This is a genomic window from Hamadaea flava (assembly GCF_024172085.1).
Classification (GTDB): domain Bacteria; phylum Actinomycetota; class Actinomycetes; order Mycobacteriales; family Micromonosporaceae; genus Hamadaea; species Hamadaea flava.
Genome location: NZ_JAMZDZ010000001.1, coordinates 1,480,544 through 1,499,149 on the forward strand (window position 1 = coordinate 1,480,544; position 18,606 = coordinate 1,499,149).

Consider the following 18,606-nt stretch of genomic DNA (forward strand, 5'->3'; position numbering starts at 1 on the left):
TGGTGAGCTAGATCCTCATTACGGATCAGGCCGAAATTGAACTCACCGTATCGGAGGAACCGTTGCGACGCCGAACCCTGCCCCTGATTCTGACTTCCCTCACCCTGGCCACCTCCGCGATGGCCGTACCCGCCAATGCCGTGCCCGCCGACGCTGTGGCCGCCGGTGCCGTGGAGCCGACGGCCACGGCTGCCCCGCCCGGGACGGTGACCGATCTGGGTCCCGCCTCCGAGGTCACCTCGGTCAACGGGGCCGAACTGATCGACGGCACCGTCTACACCGCCACCGGCGGCGTCTCGCCGACCATCGTCGGCGCGTACAGCCTGGACAAGCAGACGGTCGACCGGCGCTACGAGCTGCCGACCGGGGGTGGCGCGTGGGCGACCGCCGCCGTCGGCACGGATCTGTACGTCGGCACCTACACCCCCGGTGACCTCTACCGGATCGACACCACCTCGACCACGGTGACGAAGGTCGCCAGCGTCGCGCCCGACTCGTTCATCTGGGCGCTGGCCTCGTCGCCGGACGGCAAACTGTACGGCGGCACCTATCCGAGTGGCCGCGTCGTGGAATACGACCCGGCGACCGGCAAACTGCGGGACTACGGTGCGGCGGTGGCGGGCGAGCAGTACGTCCGCAGCATCGCGGTGGACGCCACGACGATCTACGCCGGCGTCGGCTCGCACGCCCACCTCATCGCCATCGACCGGGTGACCGGGGCGAAGCGGGAGATCCTGCCGGCCGCGTACGCCGACCGCACGTTCGTCGCCACGCTGGCGCTGGAGAACGGCATCCTCGCCGCCGGGCTCTCGGCGACCGGGACGATGCTGCTGATCGACACCGCCGACCCGACGCGGTACGAGGTCGTGCAGACCGCGGACAACTACGTCACCGCGATCGCCGTCGACTCGGCGCGCAACGACGTCTACTTCGGCACCCGGCCGTCTGGCACGCTGCGGAAGTACGACCGCGACACCGGCGAACTCAGCACCCTGGCGATCCCCTACGACGGGGCGGCGTTCGGCCGGATCTTCGTCACCGGCGACAAGCTGCGCGGCGTCGTCACGAACACCGTCGTCACCTACGACCTGACCACCGGCGAGCTGAGCGGGGTCGACCTGACCCAGGCCGGCATGCCGCCCGCGCCGGAGCTGGCCATGGCGATAGCGACCGACGGCCCGCGCGTCTACGTCTCCGGCAAGGCCGGCGTCCAGGTGCACGACCTCGTCGCCGGCACGTCCGAGCGGCGTTTCCTGCCCGGTGAGGCCAAGGCGATGACACCGATCGGCGGGGACATCTGGATGTCGGTGTACACCTTGGCGTACCTGTTCAAGATGGCTCCGGAAGGCGATCCGGCGCGGGTCGCCGCGATCGGGCACGATCAGACCCGCCCGCTCGACGCCGTCTACTCCCCCTCCGACAAGCTCCTCATCGTCGGCACCGAACCGGAATACGGCCGCTACGGGGGCGCGGTGGCGCTCTACGATCCGCGGACCGGTGCGCTGGACGCGTACCGGGATGTGCTCACCGACCAGTCCGTGCGATCGGTCGCGGTCAAGCACGGCACGGCGTACCTCGGCGGGAGCATCAACAACGGCTTCGGCACCACACCGCGTACGACGGAGGCGCACCTGGCCGGATTCGACCTCGCCACCCGGACCAAGACCTGGGACATCGTCCCGGTGCCCGGCGCCACCCAGATCGTGAGCCTGATCGCCACCGGCAACCGCGTCTACGGGCTCACCGAGACCGGCGTGCTGTTCGCCGTCGACCCGGCGCGGCGGACCGTCGTCGCGACCACCACGGTGGCGCCCGGCCAAGGGCGCATGGTCCAGGTCGGCGGCGTCTTCTACGGCACCAGTGGCAAGGACATCTGGCGGTTCGACCCGGCCACGATGACGGCGACCACCTTCGTCGCCGGGCTCAACGCCCAGTGGTACGGCGGATCCGCCCTGCTGACCGCCTCACCTGATGGGTCCGCGCTGTACGCGCTCCGCGGCCGGAACCTGGTCCGCATCCAGCTCTGACCCGCTGTCCCGCCTCTGATGGGCGCTGGATCAGGGATCTCGGTCGAATCTTGGGGAAGATTCGCCTCGGATCCCTGATCCAGCGCCCGTCTTCAGCTGACGGTGACTCGGAAGACCTCGGGGCCGTCGCCGAGGAACAGCCGCCCGTCCGGGTGGACGGCCAGGAACTCCGCCGAGCGGTCCAGCAGCAGCGTGGGCGTACCGGTGGCGAGGTCCACCCTGACGAGCAGGTGACCGTTGACCAGTGCGTACATCACGTTGCGGGTGGCGTCGTAACCGAGGCGGCCCCGGCTGTCGGCCACACCGGGCGCGAGCTGGATGCGCTGCACGACCGTCCGCGAGGCGACGTCGACGGCGAACAACTGCCCGCCGGCCAGACCCCACAGCCGTCCCGCGCCGTCCAGCGCCAGCGCCGGGATCGCGGTCGCACCGGGCACCGGCACGAACTCGAACGCCTTGCTGTCACTGGCGACGTCCCAGCCGAACAGCCGCGCCTCGGTCTGGGTGGGCGGCGGCACGCTGTAGCCGCCGTCCTTCGAGGTGCCGCCCACGATCAATCCCGACTGGTACGCCAGACTGACGATCGAGGAGTCCGTCACGACTGGACGGTGCACTGTGGAGGCACCGGTCGCCTTGTCCACGATGGCCAGCACCCCGCCGAGCGTGGTGTTCGGCATCGTCCCGTACGCCACCTTGTCCCCCGCGTCGGTCAGCGCCCGGGCGCGTACCTGGTCGTAGGACTTGAGGTCGACGAGCTTCACGGGGTTCTCCGGGGTCCCAGCCGGACCGGGCGAGTACTCAGAGCTGCTCCACGCCTTGCCGAGGTCGTACCGGTAGAGCCGCGAATCAGGGTACGCCCCCAGGTACACCTGATCGCCGACTTCCAAGACGCTCTCCACCTGCGAGAACCGCTGGAAGTCGGCCTTGCCGGTGTCGGGGTCGATCTTGGCCAGCCCGCCGTTGAGGTAGCCGCCGGCGTACACGGTGCCGGAGGCTCCCGCGCTCAGCGCGGCGAGCGGGATCGGCTCGCCGGGGACGTCGGTCCGCATGACGTCCGACCGGCCGGTCACGGGGTTGTACCGGAACATCTCGCCACGCCAGAGCAAGCCGACGAGCGTACGCCCCGGCCAGTCCCGGTCGGCCAGCGTCACCCAGCCGATGCCGCGGTTGTTGACCACTCGCCCGGCGAACGACAGTCCGGTGTCGACGAACGTGCGGGTCGCCGGCTGATATCCGGTCAGGTGACCGGCCCGGGTGAGGTAGACCATCCCCTTCGGACCCGGCTCGGACACGTCGAGCCCGGCGACGTCGGGGATCAGGTCGGTCCAGCGACCGGCCCGGGTGTCATAGACGCCCAGCTGGCCGTTGATGGCCGAGCCGTACCGGGCGTACACCCGGCCGTCGTACGCGTTGAGGTCGTAGACCGTCAGACCGGTGCCACTGGCGAGCCCGTCCGGCAACGGCAGCTCCCGGCGCGTACCGGTGACGGCGTCGATCTCGAGCAGATGGGCGTCCGGCTGCGTACCGGCGTAGATCTTGCCGTCCGCGACCGCGATGCTGCGGACGTACTGCACGCCAGGCAGCACCTGGCCGTAGTCGCGGGTGGCGCCGGTCGCCGGGTTGTACGCGAACACGCGAGCCCCGGGATAGGTGCCGCCGTAGACGATGCCGGCCGAGTCCACCGACAGCCGCCAGATGTACGTCTCGGACGGCAACGGGCGGCCGAGGTTCTCGATCGGACTGTTCTTGCCGGGCTTGCGCCGGTAGAGGTCGCCCGTGCCGTACGCGCCGACGTAGATCGTGCCGTCAGGGGCGGCCGCGACCGCGTACGAGCCGGGTGCCCCGGTCAGTTCCTGCACCGACACCGTGGTTCCGGTGGCCGGGTCGATCGCGGCGAGGTGGGCCGGTTCCCCGGAGACGGCCGACCAGAGGACCGGGCGTCCGTCCGGACCGGGCGCGACGATGCCGCCGATCATCAGCACGTCGCGCAACGGGATGCCGAGGGAGTCGACGGTGACCGCCGCCGCGGCCGTGACTGTGCTGGTGGGACTGGCTTGCGCGGCCGGCGGGCCGCCGAGGGTGAGCGCTGTCGCTGCCACCGCCGCGAAGGCGGTGAACCGGCGAACGAGGGACATGAGGGTGCCTGCTTCCTGCCGGTAGGGCCGGCGGCACATGCCGTCGGCTCGGGTTGAGGGCTTTTCCGATATCTGCCGTACGGAGCTGGCCGCAGGTGATCTGTGCACGTGATCGCCATTACGGCCCTGGCCGTAATCAGACTAGCCGCCGGACGCAGACCTGTCGATCATCAGCGGCCGGCCCCGGCTGGTGAGCACCGGGCCGATTCCGGGTAACCGGCGATCATGCCCAACAAGTACGAGCTGAACCCGGACGCGGTGACCTTCGCCCGCGAGCTGATCGACTCCCGCCGGTACGTGCTCGACAGCGACTGGGGCGCGGTCCAGCCGAAAGCCGACGCGCAGAACGCGTACCTGGACAAGCACGACTGGGACGAGTACGCCGCCTGGCACCTCGGGCTGACCGTCGGCGCGGCCGACGAGACCAAGGCCCGGTACGCCTTCGTCTACGGCGACTTCCGGCGGCTGCACCGGACGGGGTTGATCGCCTGCGTCTACCGAGCCGCCGAGTACCGGCACAAGGACGTCGAGCTGGCCGCCCACGACCTGCTGCAATACCTGGACTCGAACAGCGGCTAGTCCAGCAGACGAGGCAGGCCGAACGTGGTCACGTGGCGTCCGCCGACGAACGCGTTGACCTCGGCGATCCGCCCGTCCACGATCCGGAGCACGTCGACCACCAGCGCGTCGTACCGCGATCGGCCCGGCTGGCGCAGATAGTTCGCCGCCGCCGCCCGGCCGTTCGCCGTGACGGGGAACGTCCGCCAATCGAGCGGCCGGGTGAGGAAGGCGGCCACCGCGTCACGCCCGATCACCGGCTCGTCCGGCGGCATCGTGAGGCGTACGTCGGCGGCGAGGAGTTCCCGCATCTCGTCCGGATCGGTCGTGCTGAGGTAGCGGCTCAGGATCTCCTTGTCCGCCTCGGTCAGGTGCGGCCGCCGCCAGTCCGCCGGGTCGGCCGGGGCGTGGCGCCGTACGGTCTCGCGGGCCCGCTGAACGAGACTGTTCGCGGCCGGGACCTCGACCTCCAGCGCCTCGGCGATCTCAGCCGGGGTCCAGCCCGACACGTCCCGCAGGACGAAGGCGGCCCGCTGCCGAGGCGGCAGGTGCATGAGGGCGGCGATGAGGGCCAGTTCGACGATCTCGGCACCGGCCTGATCGGCTTGCGGATCGCCGTCGAGCAGCGTGTCGGGATACGGCCCGATCTCGGTGCACCACTCCAGCGCGTCACCGACCGGCTGCGTACGCCGCTCGGCCGCCTTGCGGCTGTCGAGGAACACATTGGTCGCGATCCGGTAAAGCCAGGTCCGGACGGACGCGCGGCCCTCGAAGGCGTCCCGCGCCTTCCACGCCCGCAGGAACGTCTCCTGCACGAGGTCGTCCGCGTCGGCCACGTTCCCCGCGAGGCGATAGCAGTGCGCGTGCAGCTCACGGCGGTGATCGTCGTACGCGCCCGTCAGCCAGTCGCCGGAGCCGGTCATCGTTCCACGGTAGCGGTCGGCCGACCTCGATCCATGACGGTCCGATGACGGTTGCCGTCGTGTGTCGTCAGTACTCGGGACAGTCCCACTTGAGGAGGAACGATGACCGCACTGCCCGAGATCGTCGACCGAGACATCTGGCTGCGCCGACGCGCCGAGTTGCTCGTCCGGGAGAAGGCGCACACCCGGGCCGGTTCGGCGCTCGCGGCCGCCCGGCGACGGCTGCCGATGACCGAGGTGGACGGAACCGTCGAGCTGACCGGCGTACGCGGGCCGACCCGGGTGCTGGACATGTTCGAGGGGCGTGATCAGCTCCTCGTCTGCAAGCACATGTGGAGTCTCGGCCGGCCGTTCGAGGACCAGTGCCGGGGCTGCACCGCGACCGTGTGGAACTTCCAGGACGCGACCTATCTGGAGGCGCGCGGGGTCACCTTCGCTGTCTGGTGCCAGGGCCCGTACGCCGAGTTCGCGCCGTTCCGGGAGTTCATGGGGTACCAGGCGCCCTGGTATTCGGTGCACGGCGTCGACGCGCCCGGCATCTCCGACGGTTGGATCACCTGCTACCTGCGGGTGGGCGACCGCGTCTTCCAGACCTACGAGACCGACGGGCGCGGGGTCGAGGCGATGATGCCGGCGCTGCAACTGCTCGACCTGACGGTGTACGGGCGTCAGGAGGATTGGGAGGACTCCCCCGAGGGCTGGCCGCAGGACCCCGCCCAGAGCTGGTTCCGGCGGGACGGCCGCCCGATCCCCCAGTGGAAGGTGCTTAAACCCGTCGTGGAGGAAGCCTCACCGGTAGACTTTGTGCGTTAAGTTGACTTGTTCCAGTTAATTCCGTTTCATGCGGTGATCCGCCAACTCGGAGGAAGCAATGAGCGACACCCACGGCAGCGAGAGCGAGAACCCGGCCATCGACTCGCCGACCCCGAAGACCGGCGGCCGTCCGCGTACCAACCGGGACTGGTGGCCCAACCAGCTCGACCTCTCGGTGCTGCACGCCAACTCGTCCAAGAGCAACCCGCTGGGGACGGACTTCAGCTACGCCCAGGAGTTCGCCAAGCTCGACGTCGAGGCGCTCAAGCGGGACATCACCGCGGTCCTCACCACCTCCCAGGACTGGTGGCCGGCCGACTTCGGCCACTACGGCGGCCTCATGATCCGGATGAGCTGGCACGCAGCGGGCACCTACCGCATCCAGGACGGGCGCGGCGGCGCGGGCGAGGGCGGTCAGCGGTTCGCCCCGCTCAACAGCTGGCCGGACAACGCCAACCTCGACAAGGCCCGGCGGCTGCTGTGGCCGGTCAAGCAGAAGTACGGCCAGCAGATCTCCTGGGCCGACCTGCTCGTGCTCGCGGGCAACGTCGCCCTGGAGTCCATGGGCTTCCAGACGTTCGGCTTCGGCTTCGGCCGCGAGGACGTCTGGGAGCCCGAGGAGATCTTCTGGGGACCTGAGGACGCCTGGCTGGGCGACGAGCGTTACGTCTCCGAGAAGGAGATGATCGGCGGGGTCGGCGCGACCGAGATGGGCCTCATCTACGTCAATCCCGAAGGCCCGCAGGGCAACGGGGACCCGGCCGCGGCCGCGCCGTTCATCCGCGAGACGTTCCGCCGCATGGCGATGAACGACGAGGAGACCGTCGCGCTCATCGCCGGTGGGCACACCTTCGGCAAGACGCACGGTGCCGGGGTCGCGGCCGACCACGTCGGCCCGGAGCCCGAAGCCGCTCCACTGACGGCGCAGGGACTCGGCTGGCTGAGCACCAACGGCACCGGCAAGGGCGCCGACACGATCACCAGCGGGCTGGAGGTGACCTGGTCGGACCGGCCGACGCAGTGGAGCAACCGGTTCTTCGAGATCCTCTTCGGGTACGAGTGGGAGCCGTCCACGAGTCCCGGCGGGGCCAAGCAGTGGGTGGCCAAGACCACCGACGCGATCGTTCCCGACGCGTACGATCCGGCGAAGAAGCACCTGCCGACGATGCTCACCACCGACCTGTCGCTGCGCTACGACCCGGTGTACGAGCAGATCTCCCGCCGGTTCCTCGCGAACCCCGACGAGTTCGCGCTGGCCTTCGCCAAGGCCTGGTACAAGCTGCTGCACCGGGACATGGGGCCGGTCAGCCGCTTCCTCGGACCGTGGGTGGCCGAGGCACAGCTGTGGCAGGACCCGGTGCCCGCGGCCGACCAGCCGCTCGTCGGCGACGCCGACATCACCGCCCTCAAGGCGAAGGTGCTGGACTCTGGGCTCTCCACGGCGCAGCTGATCTCGACCGCGTGGGCGGCCGCCGCGAGCTTCCGGTCCACCGACAAACGCGGCGGTGCCAACGGCGGCCGGCTCCGCCTCGACCCGCAGCGCGGCTGGGAGGTCAACCAGCCGGCCCAGCTGGCGACTGTGCTGTCCACTCTGGAGGGCATCCAGCAGGAGTTCAACCAGGCGGGCGGCGTCCGGATCTCGCTCGCCGACCTGATCGTGCTGGCCGGCACGGCCGCCGTCGAGAAGGCCGCCAAGGACGCCGGAGTTCCGGTCACCGTGCCGTTCCGGCCGGGGCGTACCGACGCGACGCAGGAGCAGACCGACGTCGAGTCGTTCTCGGTCCTCGAACCGCGGGCCGACGGGTTCCGCAATTACCTGCGGCCGGGCGAGAAGACCATGCCCGAGGTGCTGCTGATCGACCGGGCCTTCATGCTCGGCCTGACCGCCCCCGAGATGACCGTCCTCGTCGGCGGTCTGCGTGCGCTCGGGAACAACGTCGGCGGCAGCACGCACGGCGTCCTGACCGACCGGCCGGGCGTGCTCACCAACGACTTCTTCGTCAACCTGCTCGCGCCGGGGGCGAAGTGGCAGGCGTCGGCCTCCGACGACCAGGTCTACGAGATCCAGGACGTCGGCTCCGGCCAGGTGAAATGGACCGCCACCGCGGTCGACCTGATCTTCGGCTCCAACTCGCAGCTGCGGGCGCTCGCCGAGGTGTACGCCAGCGGGGACGCGCGCGAGAAGTTCGTCCGCGACTTCGTGGCGGCCTGGACGAAGGTCATGGAACTCGACCGCTTCGACCTCGCCTGAGTCCAGCCTCGGCCCGCTCGGCCCGCTCGGCCGGCTCGGGCACTGGATCAGGGATCTAAGTCGAATCATGCGCCAAGATTCGACCCGGATCCCTGATCCATCGCCAAAGGAGCGTCTGAACGGGAGTCAGCGGCTGAGGACCCAGGCTTCGGTGGTGGCGAGTAGGTCGCGCAGGGGCTCCTCGCGCCAGGCTCCGGCGGTCACCGGGCCGGCGGCGCGGTCGAGGCCCAGCCGCTCGGCCTGGTCCCGGAACCCGACCGGCGCGGGCAGGCCGAGCGGTGTGCGTACGCGATCCCAGGCGTCGGCCAGCCGCTGGGCGGCGGCGGAGTCGCCGAGGTCGGCGGCCAGCGACGCGGCGGTGAGCACCGACGGCGTGGTCCACGAATACGTCGTCCGTGTCCGGGCGGTCGCCAGCCCGTCCCGCAACCCGGCCAGGGCGGCGCCGAGGTTCCCGGCCCGCCGCTGTGCTTCGGCGAGGAGCAGGCGCAAGGCGTACGCCCGGGACAGGGCGGGCGGGTTGGCCTCCGACACCGCCTCGATCAGTCCCGTGATGGTCACCGCTGCCGCCGGTGGCGACTGGGTCACCAGGGCGTACAGGGCCAGTGAGTAGGCCGGGGTGTTGATGGTCAGATAACCGGGCTGGACGAGCTTGTCGCGCAGCCGCCGAGCGGTGACGGCCGCTTCGGTCAGCTCCCCCGCGCCCAGCTCGTTCAGCAGCCGGATCGACCGATACCGCATCTCGTCGCCGTCGTCGAGCACCGTGCGGAGCAGGTCGTCGCCGTCCCACAGGGCGAGTGCCGCCTCGTCGTGCCCCCACTGGTTCAGCGCCTCGGCCGCCATCGTCAGGCTGTGCACGCGAGTGTGCTTGTCGTCCACCACTTGCAACTTGTCGTGCAGGATCGGCGCTTCGTCCGCCGCGGCCGGGTCGAGCAGGTGCACTCCGTTGCGGACGTTGCAGAGGCGGGCGTCGTAGTACATGAGCGTGTGCACCGCCGCCAGGTCGTCCATGATCGGCCGGGCCAGGGCGAGTGCCCCGGCGGGGTCGTCCCGCATGGTCAAGTGGTGCGAGCGGCTCATCTCACCGAGGCACCGGATCGAGGGCGGGCAGTTGGGCAGGTGCGGGGTCAGCTCGTCGAGCCAGCGGCCCTGTTCGGCGTACGCGTTCACCGCCGTCAGGCAGTCGAGCATCATCAGGGCCAGCTCGACCGCTTCGGGGATCCGGTCGGTGGCGTACCCGTCGCTCGCGGCGGCCCGGAGGTCGTCGAGGTCGGCGGCGAGCCGGGTCCAGGCGGCGAACTGCTCGTCGACGTGCGGCCGGGCCATGATCTCCCGCGTCACGTCGAGCCAGTACGCGACGTGCCGCCCGGCGACGGCGTACCGGTCGCCGGATTCGGCGAGCTTGGTCTCGGCGTACTGGCGGACCACTTCGAGCAGCCGGTAGCGCTGGCCGTCCGGGGCCGGATAGGGCTGGACCAGCGAACGGTCCACCAGAAGATTCAGGAGCGACGGTTCCGCACCGCACACCGCTGTCGCGGCGGACGCGGTGAACCCGCCCCGGAAGACGGCCAGCCCGGCGAGCAGCTGTTGTTCGTCCGCGCTGAGCAGCCGGTAGGACCAGTCGATCGTGGCGGCGAGGGTGTTGCCGTGCGATTCGCCGGCCGAGTCCGGCCCCAGTACGCCGAATCCCTGGTCCAGCTGTCGGGCCAGCTCGGGCAACGACAGCGTACGCAGCCGCGCCGCGGCGAGTTCGAGGGCGAGCGGCAGCCCTTCCACCCGGCGGCACACCCGGTCGACGGTGTCGAGATCGGACGCCGACGGGACGAAGCCCGGCACCGCACCGGCTGCCCGGCGCAGGAACAGTGTCGCGGCCGGAGACCCCGGTATGCCGTCCCCCGGCCCGGCGACGCTCAACGGTTCGAGCCGCCACACCGTCTCTTCGGGCAGGTTGAGCCGTTGCCGCGAGGTGGCCAGCACGACCAGTCGCGCACTCCGGGACAGCATTCGGCGTACCAGTTGAGAGATCTCCGTGACCAGGTGCTCGCAGTTGTCCAGGATGAGCAGGTGCGGGCTCTCGGCCAGGCGGCTCTCGACGGACTGGCCGACCTCGGCCATGGTGGCGCCCCCGACGCCGAGCACGCCGGCCAGGGTGAGCACGACGTCGTCGGCGTCGCGCGCGGTCGCGAGCGCCGCGACGACGACCGGCGGTCCGTCCACGATCGCCTCCGCCGCGTGGAGTGCGAGCGTGGTCTTGCCGACGCCGCCGGCGCCCACGACGGTGACGAGCCGATGGTCGAGCAGGAGCCTGGTCAGCTCGGCGACCTGGCGTTCGCGCCCCACGATGCTGGTCAGGTGAGAGCGCGGCCCGCGCCACACCGAAGCCGGCGCCGCAACGGCCAGCGCGGAGGACGGCGGGGCGAGCGGCGGCGAGCCGACGCCGAGCGACGGGTCGTGACTGAGGATCGCCTGTTCGAGCCGGCGCAGGTCGGGCCCGGGTTCGATGCCGAGGTCGTCGATGAGCATTCGGCGCGCGGCCCGGAAGCGTTCCAGCGCCTGCGCCTGCTGGCCGGACCGGTAGAGCGCGAGCATGAGCAGGCCGACGGACCGTTCTCGCAACGGGCGTTGGGCGGCCAGCGCGGTCAGCTCCCCGATCACCTCGCGATGCCGGCCGAGGGCGAGATCGGCCTCGATCCGGTCCTCGGTCGCCGTGGTCCGCAGCTCGTCCAGCCCGACGCAGATCCGTTCGCGGACGCGCTGGGTCGCGACGTCGGCCAGCGCCGGTCCTCGCCACCAGGCCAGCGCGGCGGCGAGCCCGTCGGCCGCGGCGGCGGCGTCGCCCGCCTGCATGGCCTCGCGGGCCTGAAGGACCCGCCGCTGGAAACGATGAAGGTCCACCCGGTCGGGTGGGGCGTCGAGCAGATACCCCGGCCCCCGCGTCACCAGCCGTACGCCGTGCGCCTCGGCCCCGGCATTGCGCAATGTGGACCGGAGTCGCGAGATATGAGTGTGCACGATGGACCGCGCCCGCTCCGGAGGCTCGTCGTCCCAGAGCAGCTCGACGAGGCGGTCGAGCGGCACGACCCGTCCGAGTTCGACCGCGAGGACCGCCAGCAGGCATCGTTCCTGCGGGCGGCCGAGGGGAACCGGAGTTCCGGCGACGGTGCAGTCCACCGGGCCGAGTAGGGAGAACTCCACGAACGAACGCTAGCCGGATCATGCTGCCTGTCAAGCGCCCGTCAAGCAGGTGGCAAGTGCCCGGTGGGCCGCAGGCCGCAAGGTGTCCGCATGTATCCCCCACAGTGGAATCAACGGTCGCGCCGGCGGATGGCGGTCGCGTACGCGACGGCCGTCGTCCTCGCGATCGGCGGCGGGGCGAGCCGGGCAGCGGGCTCGCCCTCTTCGGTACCGGTGCCGGGGCTGGACAAGCTGGCCGGGACCGCCCGGCAGCAGGTGCAGACCCTCACCCTCATCACCGGCGACACCGTGCGGCTCAGCCGCTCCGCCGCTGGTCAGTACCAGACTCAGGTGCGGCTCGCCGCGCGGGCCGACGGGCGTACCGTGACCGTGCGGACGCTCGTCGACTCCGAGCATGTCTATGTGTTTCCGTCCGACGCGCTGGACCTCGTCGCCGCCGGGAAGCTCGACCGCCGCCTCTTCGACGTCCGGGGCCTGGTGGATCAGGGGTACGCCGACGCGGCCACCGCCACCCTGCCGGTCATCGTGTCTTACGGGCGCACCGCACCGGTGAAGACCTTGACGGCCCGGTCGAAGGCCAAGGCCGACCTGCTGGCCCGGGCGAACCGGCTGCCGGCGGGCAAGTCACCTCGGGCGCTCACCGGCATCAACGGCGCGGCCACGGGTGTGACCAAGAAGGACGCGGTTGCGTTCTGGTCGGCGGTCCGGCCGTCGGCGAAGCCGGCCCTGTCCGGCGGGCTCACCAACATCTGGCTCGACGCCAAAGTCAGCGCCTCGCTGGATGTCAGCGTCCCGCTGATCGGTGCGCCGCAGGCCTGGGCCGCCGGCTTCGACGGCGCCGGGGTCAAGGTCGCGGTGCTCGACACCGGCCTCGACGCGACGCATCCCGACTTCGCCGGGAAGACGATCGACAGCAAGAGCTTCATTCCCGGCGTGACGTCCACAGCCGACGGTCACGGGCACGGCACCCACGTGTCGTCGATCGTGCTGGGCTCCGGCGCGGCTTCGGGTGGCCGGTACAAGGGCGTGGCACCCGGCGCTCAGCTCGCCGTGGGCAAGGTGCTGAACGATGCCGGTTCCGGCGAGACGTCCTGGATCCTCGAGGGGATGGAGTGGGCGGCCGTCACCGAGGACGCCGACGTCGTCAACATGAGCATCGGCAGCAACTCCCCCGGCGACGGCACCGACCCGATGAGCCTCGCCGTCGACGAGCTGACCGCGAGCACAGGGGCGCTGTTCGTGATCGCCGCCGGCAACAGCGGTCCGGGCGGCCGGACGGTCACCGCGCCCGGTGCGGCCGCGTCCGCGCTGACCGTGGCCGCCTTCGACAAGCAGGACCACCTCGCCGAGTTCTCCAGTCGTGGCCCGCTGACGGGCAACTACGCACTCAAGCCGGACATCGCCGGGCCGGGCGTCGCCATCGCGGCCGCCCGGGCGGCCGGCACGGAGATCGGCGGCGACGTCGGCAACGACGCGTACACGTCGCTCTCCGGGACCTCGATGGCCGCTCCGCACGTCGCCGGGGCCGCCGCGATCCTGGCTCAGCGGCATCCCGACTGGACGCCCACGCAGCTCAAGGCCGCGCTCACCAGCACCAGCTCCGATGGCGGCTACTCGGCCTACGAGCAAGGCGCGGGCCGGGTGGACGTCGCGGCGGTGGTGGGCGCGTCGGTCGTCGCCGCCACCTCGCAGGCCGACTTCGGCCGGCTGCGCTATCCGCAGACCGGCCCGGCGGTCACACGTACGGTGTCCTATCGCAACACCGGCACGACCGGGGTCACGCTCACGCTCGGCGTCTCGCTGAAGACCAGTGCCGGTGAGGCGGCGCCCGCGGGCATGCTGCAGGTCTCGCCCTCCACTCTGGAGATTCCGGCGGGCGGCGTCGGTGAGGCGGTGCTCACCCTCGATCCGACCATGGGTACGCCCAGCGCCTACTCCGGCGCGGTGACCGCCACGGCGCCCGGCGTCTCGTTACGCATCCCGGTCGGCGCGTACAAGGAGCCGGAGGGCTTCGAGCTCACCACCCAGGTGATCGAGCCCACGACCGCCGCGGCGACCGTGCTGACCCCGGTGGTCATCCGGCGGACGGACAGCCCGGACGGCGATTGGGTCTTCCTCGCCCCCGGCGCGTCGGCTCACCTGGACAAGGGTGTGTACGACGTCAGCACCGGGGTGGTCTGGGCGGATCTGCCGGGGGCGTACGACAACTCGGCGACGCTGGTCGATCCACAGGTCGAGCTGACCGCCGACACGACCGTCACCCTGGACACCAACCAAGCCAGGAGGATCGTGCTCGACACGGGGCGACCGACCGAGCACTACGGGGCCACGTCGAACATCTGGCACACTCCGGCCGGTGCGACCACTCCGTTCGGGGTGATCAACTCGATGCCGTACAACGTACAGCCGTGGGTGACGCCGACCCAGAAGGTCACCGTCGGCAAGTTCTACTACGACCACAGCCACGAGGTGGGCACACCGCAGGTGACCGCGTCCGCCGGCGCGCTCCGGCTGTCCCCGCAATACCAGGACTACTCGGTGCTGGTGGCCAAGCTGTCCGGCCGGACGGAGCTGAAGCTGGTCGACGTCGGGCGCGGCACCGAGGCGGACTTCGCGGGCAAGAACCTCAAGGGCAAGGCGGTCCTGCTCGACATCGGCGACGCCGCCATGCAGTCGGACTACTGGCTGCCGAGCGATCCCTATCAGCTCGCGCTCGGCAAGGGAGCGGCGGCCGTGTTCGCCTACAGCGACGTCGGCCGGGCTCGCGTCCGCCCCGGCGTCGGCGGCCTGCCGAATCTGTGGCCGTTGCCGATGCTGGCGATCACCGCCGCCGAGGGCGCTGCTCTCAAGGCACGCGTGGCCAAGGGGCAGACGACGGTACGCGTCGAGTCGCAGCCCACGATTCCGGAGCTGTTCTCCTTGTCCTATCTGGATGCGGATCAGGTCCCGGCCGATCTACGTTTCCCGATACGCACCAAGGACCTTGTGCAGATCCGACACGAGAGTCACGCGAACGTCGCGGTCGGTCAGTCGCAACTGTGGTCGACGCGATACCCGGTGAAGCTGCCGATCGACGACTTCGCGAACACCTTCCGCTCTCTCTCGCTCTACGATCTGGCCGGCCCGCTGGAGCGGACCGAATACGTCGGGCCGGTAGGCACGGACGCGACCTGGTACCGGTACGTCAACATGGACACCGTTGCCGGGCTGCAGCAGGGTTCGGGCCACACCGTCGACACGTTGTACTCGTACTTCGCCACGCAGGACGTGTTCGGCAAGCCGGGGCGGCGTACCGAGACGTGGGGCAAGGCGCCCACCGTCCCCGGCACGCTGTCGCAGCCCGCCGACGTGCTCGCGATGGGCCCGGAGTACGCCGTCGTCTGCTCGGTGTGCCGCTACACCGGGCTGTTCCCGGGCGGCGACATGTTGTCGTTGTTCACCTTCACCTCCGACAGCGACGGGCACACCGGCGAGCTGACGACCTTCTCGGAGGCCCTGGAAGGGTTCCCCAGCAACGGGCACGACGAGTGGCACCTGTACGCCGGTGACACCGAACTCCCGCAGTCGTACCTCGGTTCGGGGCCCGGGTCGATGCCGTACTACGTGTTGCCCGCGGGCACCCGGACGTATCGGCTGACCCAGGACTTCCGGAACCGGATTCCGGTCGCCGGTACGCCCGGGACGACGTCGAGTACCACGTGGACGTTCACGAGCGCCGATCCGACGGTGAACGACCTCCCGGCCGGGCACAACGGGCTCGGGCTCTGCGTCGACAAGTGCCGTGTCGAACCGCTGCTGTTCCTGCGGTACGACCTAGACGTGGACGGGTTCAACCGCTCGGTCGCGCCGGGGGTGCAGCTGTTCACCGTGACCGCGTACCGGGACGGGTCGACGGCTCGGATGCCGGGAATCGCCGGGATGAAGGTGTCGGCCAGCTTCGACGGCGGGAAGCGGTGGACCTCGGTTCCCCTGGTGCCGCTCGGCAACGGCAAGTACGCCGTCCTGCTCGCTCAGCCCAGCGGCTCCGGTGCGGTCAGTCTGCGTACGGAGGCGTGGGACACGGCCGGGAACCGGGTCGTGCAAACGGTGCCGGACGCGTACCAGTTGATCCGCCGCTGAACCGACCGGCCGGTCAAGCCGGCGGCCCGGGGTGCGCAACGGCGCGCGCCCCGGGCCGCTTCGGCCGCTTCGGCGGGTCGGTCAGCTGGTGATCAGTGCCCCGACGATGGCCGTCGCCTGCTCGATCGCCGCAGGCCCGACGTTGCCGAACGGGTCGCCGAGCGCGGACACCGGAAGCCACTGCACCAGTTCCGGCAGCAGTGTCCCCGGTGGATCGGGCACCGGGACGACCAGCGGAAGGGTGTCATCCGCGACGGTTCCCGGCACGTAGGGACAGCAGACGACCCGGCCGGTGCGGGCCTGCAGGTGCATCGAGTTGGACAGCACCGCAACCATGAGTTCGCTGGTGGTGTCGGCACGGGGCATGCCCCGGCCGCTCTGGTGTGGTCAGGCGTAGGCGACGGTCACCCGGCGCCGGTCGAACCGGCCGGTCTCGGCGGCGTCGACGACGGCCGCGGCGAAGTCCGGGACGCTGACCCGGCTCTCCCCGCTCGCCCCGACGATCGGGGTGTCCCGGGCCTCGACCAGATAGTCGCCGGTACGCGGCCCGTCGACCAGGTGGACCGGGGGCGGGCTGATGTAGGTCCAGCTCACCGGGTCGGCCGACGCGCGCAGCACCTCCAGGGCCTCGGCCTGGTCCCGGGCCGTCTGCAAGTAGATCGCCGGGAACTGGGGCGAGTCCACGAACCGCTGTCCCGACGGATCCTGCAGACTGCCTCCGCCGCCGACGAACACGAGGCGGCGTACGCCCGCCCGGCTCAACCCGTCGAGCAGTGCCTTCGCGCCTCGGGGCACCAGCGAGTCGTCGCCCTTGATCGCGACGACGACGGCGTCGTGCCCGGCGACGGCCGCCGCGATCGAGTCCGGATCGGTGACGTCCATCGTGGACCGTCCCAGCGGAGTGAGCCGGTGTCCGCGCTCGGCGACCTCCCGGGCGACCGCTCCACCGAGCCGTCCGCCCGCGCCGACGACCGCGATGCGCCGGGGCAGCTTAGCCAGGAAGCCGCCGATCAGCGGCACCACCTCGGGCAACGCCTCCTCCAGCGCGAAGTGCCCGGTGTCGAACACGTGCACCTCGGCATCGGGCAGGTCGGCGAGGTACGCGTACGCCCCGGCCTCGGGGAAGAACGCGTCGTTGCGTCCCCAGAGGACGAGCGCCGGAGGCTGGTGGTCCCGCAGGTACTGCTGCCACCGCGGGTACGCCTCGACGTTGCTCCAGTAGTTCAGCGCCAACGCGATCTGCGCCTCCTCGCGCCCTGGCTGGTCGAGGAAGTACTGGTCGAGCGTCCAGCCGGCCGGGTCGACGAGCGAGACGTCAGTGGTGCCGCCTTCGTACTGACCCCGGGTCACCGCGAGGGTCAGGATCCCCCGGACCTGGTCCTCGGCCCCGGGCACGCCCGGCCGGTTGGCGATCATGCCCTGGGCCAGTTCCGACAGGCCGTCGGCGTACGCGTTGGCATTCTGCACGATCAGCCCGGTGACCCGCTCCGGCCGCCGCTCGGCCAGCCGCAGCCCGACGGGGCCGCCGAAGTCGAACAGGTAGAGCGCGTACCGCCGCAGGCCCAGGACGTCGGTGAACCGCTCGACGGTGTCGGCCAGCCCGTCGAAGCTGTACGCGTAGTCCGCGGGCGCCTCGGTGAAGCCGAAGCCGGGGTAGTCCGGGGCGACGACGTGGTAGCGGGCGGCCAGTGCCTCGATGAGCCGCCGGTACTGATGCGAGGCGCTCGGGAAGCCGTGCAACAGCAGCACTGTGGGCGCTTCGGCCGGCCCGGCCTCGCGGTAGAAGACGGTGACTCCGTCGACGTCGGCGTACCGGTGGTGGACCTGCGGGGGGATCGCCAGAGCGGTCATGGCTAATGCCTCTTTCTCGTTGTGATGCATTAGATCCTCGAGCCGCACTACCTAATGCGTCAAGAGGCTGAGGTACCATTAGTCGTGTGATCGAGACGACACCGCCGCCCCTCGTCGGGGAGCCGCTCGCGCTGGACCTGGTCAACACGCTGGCCACCCGGCCGGATGGCGTACCGGTGGATCTGCTGAGCGAGCCCGCGTCGGCTGCCGGCTGGCTCGCCGCCCAGCACGGCCTCGGCCGCCTGGCCGCCGTCCACCCCGGCGACCTGAACCTGGCGGCGCTCCGGACGCTGCGTACGCACGTCGCCGACTGTGTCGAGGCCGCCCGCCACTCGACCGCCCCTGGTCCGGCGGCGCTGGCCGCGCTCAACGACGCGGTCCGGGCGGCTCCGGCGTACGCCCAGCTGAGCTGGCAGGACGGCACGCTCATCCGCCGGACCGAACGCAGTGGCGTACCCGGTCGCGATCTGCTCGCCGAACTGGCCGAAGCCGCCGTGGCCCTGGTGACCGATCCCGCCGTCGTCCGCGTACGCGGTTGCGAGGGTGCGCAGTGCCGGCTGTTGTTCCTGCCCGCCCACCCGCAACGCCGCTGGTGTTCCCCGGCGACCTGCGGCAACCGGGCCCGGGTCGCCCGGCACTACCAACGCCGTCACGGCTGAGCGCCACTTCGATCTGCTGGAGCTAGGTACACCCCAGCGGGTAGCCAGCTGCATTCTGCGAAGGCGGCGTGGGCGGCA

At 70.9% G+C, this 18,606-nt stretch carries 11 protein-coding genes; 6 read left to right on the forward strand and 5 right to left on the reverse strand.

Features of this window, described 5'->3' with window-relative positions:
* The first annotated feature begins 62 nt into the window (after positions 1 to 62).
* Positions 63 to 2,027: an NHL repeat-containing protein gene (locus HDA40_RS07195; protein WP_253753208.1), complete on the forward strand. Its 1,965-nt coding sequence runs from the start codon at positions 63 to 65 to the stop codon at positions 2,025 to 2,027.
* A 92-nt stretch (positions 2,028 to 2,119) separates the two neighbouring features.
* Here HDA40_RS07195 and HDA40_RS07200 read toward each other — a convergent pair whose 3' ends face one another.
* The gene (locus HDA40_RS07200; protein WP_253753210.1) at positions 2,120 to 4,162 is read right to left on the reverse strand and encodes a hypothetical protein; all 2,043 of its coding nucleotides are present in this window, start codon (positions 4,160 to 4,162) and stop codon (positions 2,120 to 2,122) included.
* 225 nt (positions 4,163 to 4,387) lie between these two features.
* On the opposite strand from HDA40_RS07200, the gene HDA40_RS07205 reads away from it, so the two are divergent.
* Positions 4,388 to 4,741, forward strand: a complete 354-nt coding sequence (locus HDA40_RS07205; protein ID WP_253753212.1) for a hypothetical protein — start codon at positions 4,388 to 4,390, stop codon at positions 4,739 to 4,741.
* Here the strand turns inward: HDA40_RS07205 and HDA40_RS07210 are convergent.
* A complete protein-coding gene (locus HDA40_RS07210; protein ID WP_253753215.1) occupies positions 4,738 to 5,643 on the reverse strand; it encodes an RNA polymerase subunit sigma-70 in 906 nt (301 codons plus the stop codon). The genes HDA40_RS07205 and HDA40_RS07210 overlap by 4 nt on opposite strands.
* A 102-nt stretch (positions 5,644 to 5,745) precedes the next feature.
* Here HDA40_RS07210 and HDA40_RS07215 point away from each other — a divergent pair, with 102 nt between their 5' ends.
* Positions 5,746 to 6,456, forward strand: a complete 711-nt coding sequence (locus HDA40_RS07215; protein WP_253753217.1) for a DUF899 family protein — start codon at positions 5,746 to 5,748, stop codon at positions 6,454 to 6,456.
* A gap of 58 nt (positions 6,457 to 6,514) precedes the next feature.
* Entirely contained in the window at positions 6,515 to 8,707 is a 2,193-nt protein-coding gene (gene katG, locus HDA40_RS07220) for a catalase/peroxidase HPI (RefSeq protein ID WP_253753219.1), read from the forward strand.
* 126 nt (positions 8,708 to 8,833) lie between these two features.
* On the opposite strand, the gene HDA40_RS07225 is transcribed toward katG, so the two are convergent.
* Entirely contained in the window at positions 8,834 to 11,899 is a 3,066-nt protein-coding gene (locus HDA40_RS07225) for an AfsR/SARP family transcriptional regulator (RefSeq protein ID WP_253753221.1), read from the reverse strand.
* 90 nt (positions 11,900 to 11,989) lie between these two features.
* On the opposite strand from HDA40_RS07225, the gene HDA40_RS07230 reads away from it, so the two are divergent.
* Positions 11,990 to 16,018, forward strand: coding sequence for a S8 family serine peptidase (locus HDA40_RS07230; RefSeq protein WP_253753223.1), 4,029 nt, complete (start codon positions 11,990 to 11,992; stop codon positions 16,016 to 16,018).
* 81 nt (positions 16,019 to 16,099) lie between these two features.
* Here HDA40_RS07230 and HDA40_RS07235 read toward each other — a convergent pair whose 3' ends face one another.
* Positions 16,100 to 16,384 (reverse strand): hypothetical protein, encoded by a 285-nt coding sequence (locus HDA40_RS07235; RefSeq protein WP_253753226.1) that lies wholly within the window; start codon positions 16,382 to 16,384, stop codon positions 16,100 to 16,102.
* Between the two features lie 21 nt (positions 16,385 to 16,405).
* Positions 16,406 to 17,869 (reverse strand): alpha/beta fold hydrolase, encoded by a 1,464-nt coding sequence (locus tag HDA40_RS07240; protein ID WP_253753227.1) that lies wholly within the window; start codon positions 17,867 to 17,869, stop codon positions 16,406 to 16,408.
* An 86-nt stretch (positions 17,870 to 17,955) separates the two neighbouring features.
* On the opposite strand from HDA40_RS07240, the gene HDA40_RS07245 reads away from it, so the two are divergent.
* Entirely contained in the window at positions 17,956 to 18,528 is a 573-nt protein-coding gene (locus tag HDA40_RS07245; RefSeq protein ID WP_253753229.1) for a CGNR zinc finger domain-containing protein, read from the forward strand.
* The last annotated feature ends 78 nt before the right edge of the window (positions 18,529 to 18,606 follow it).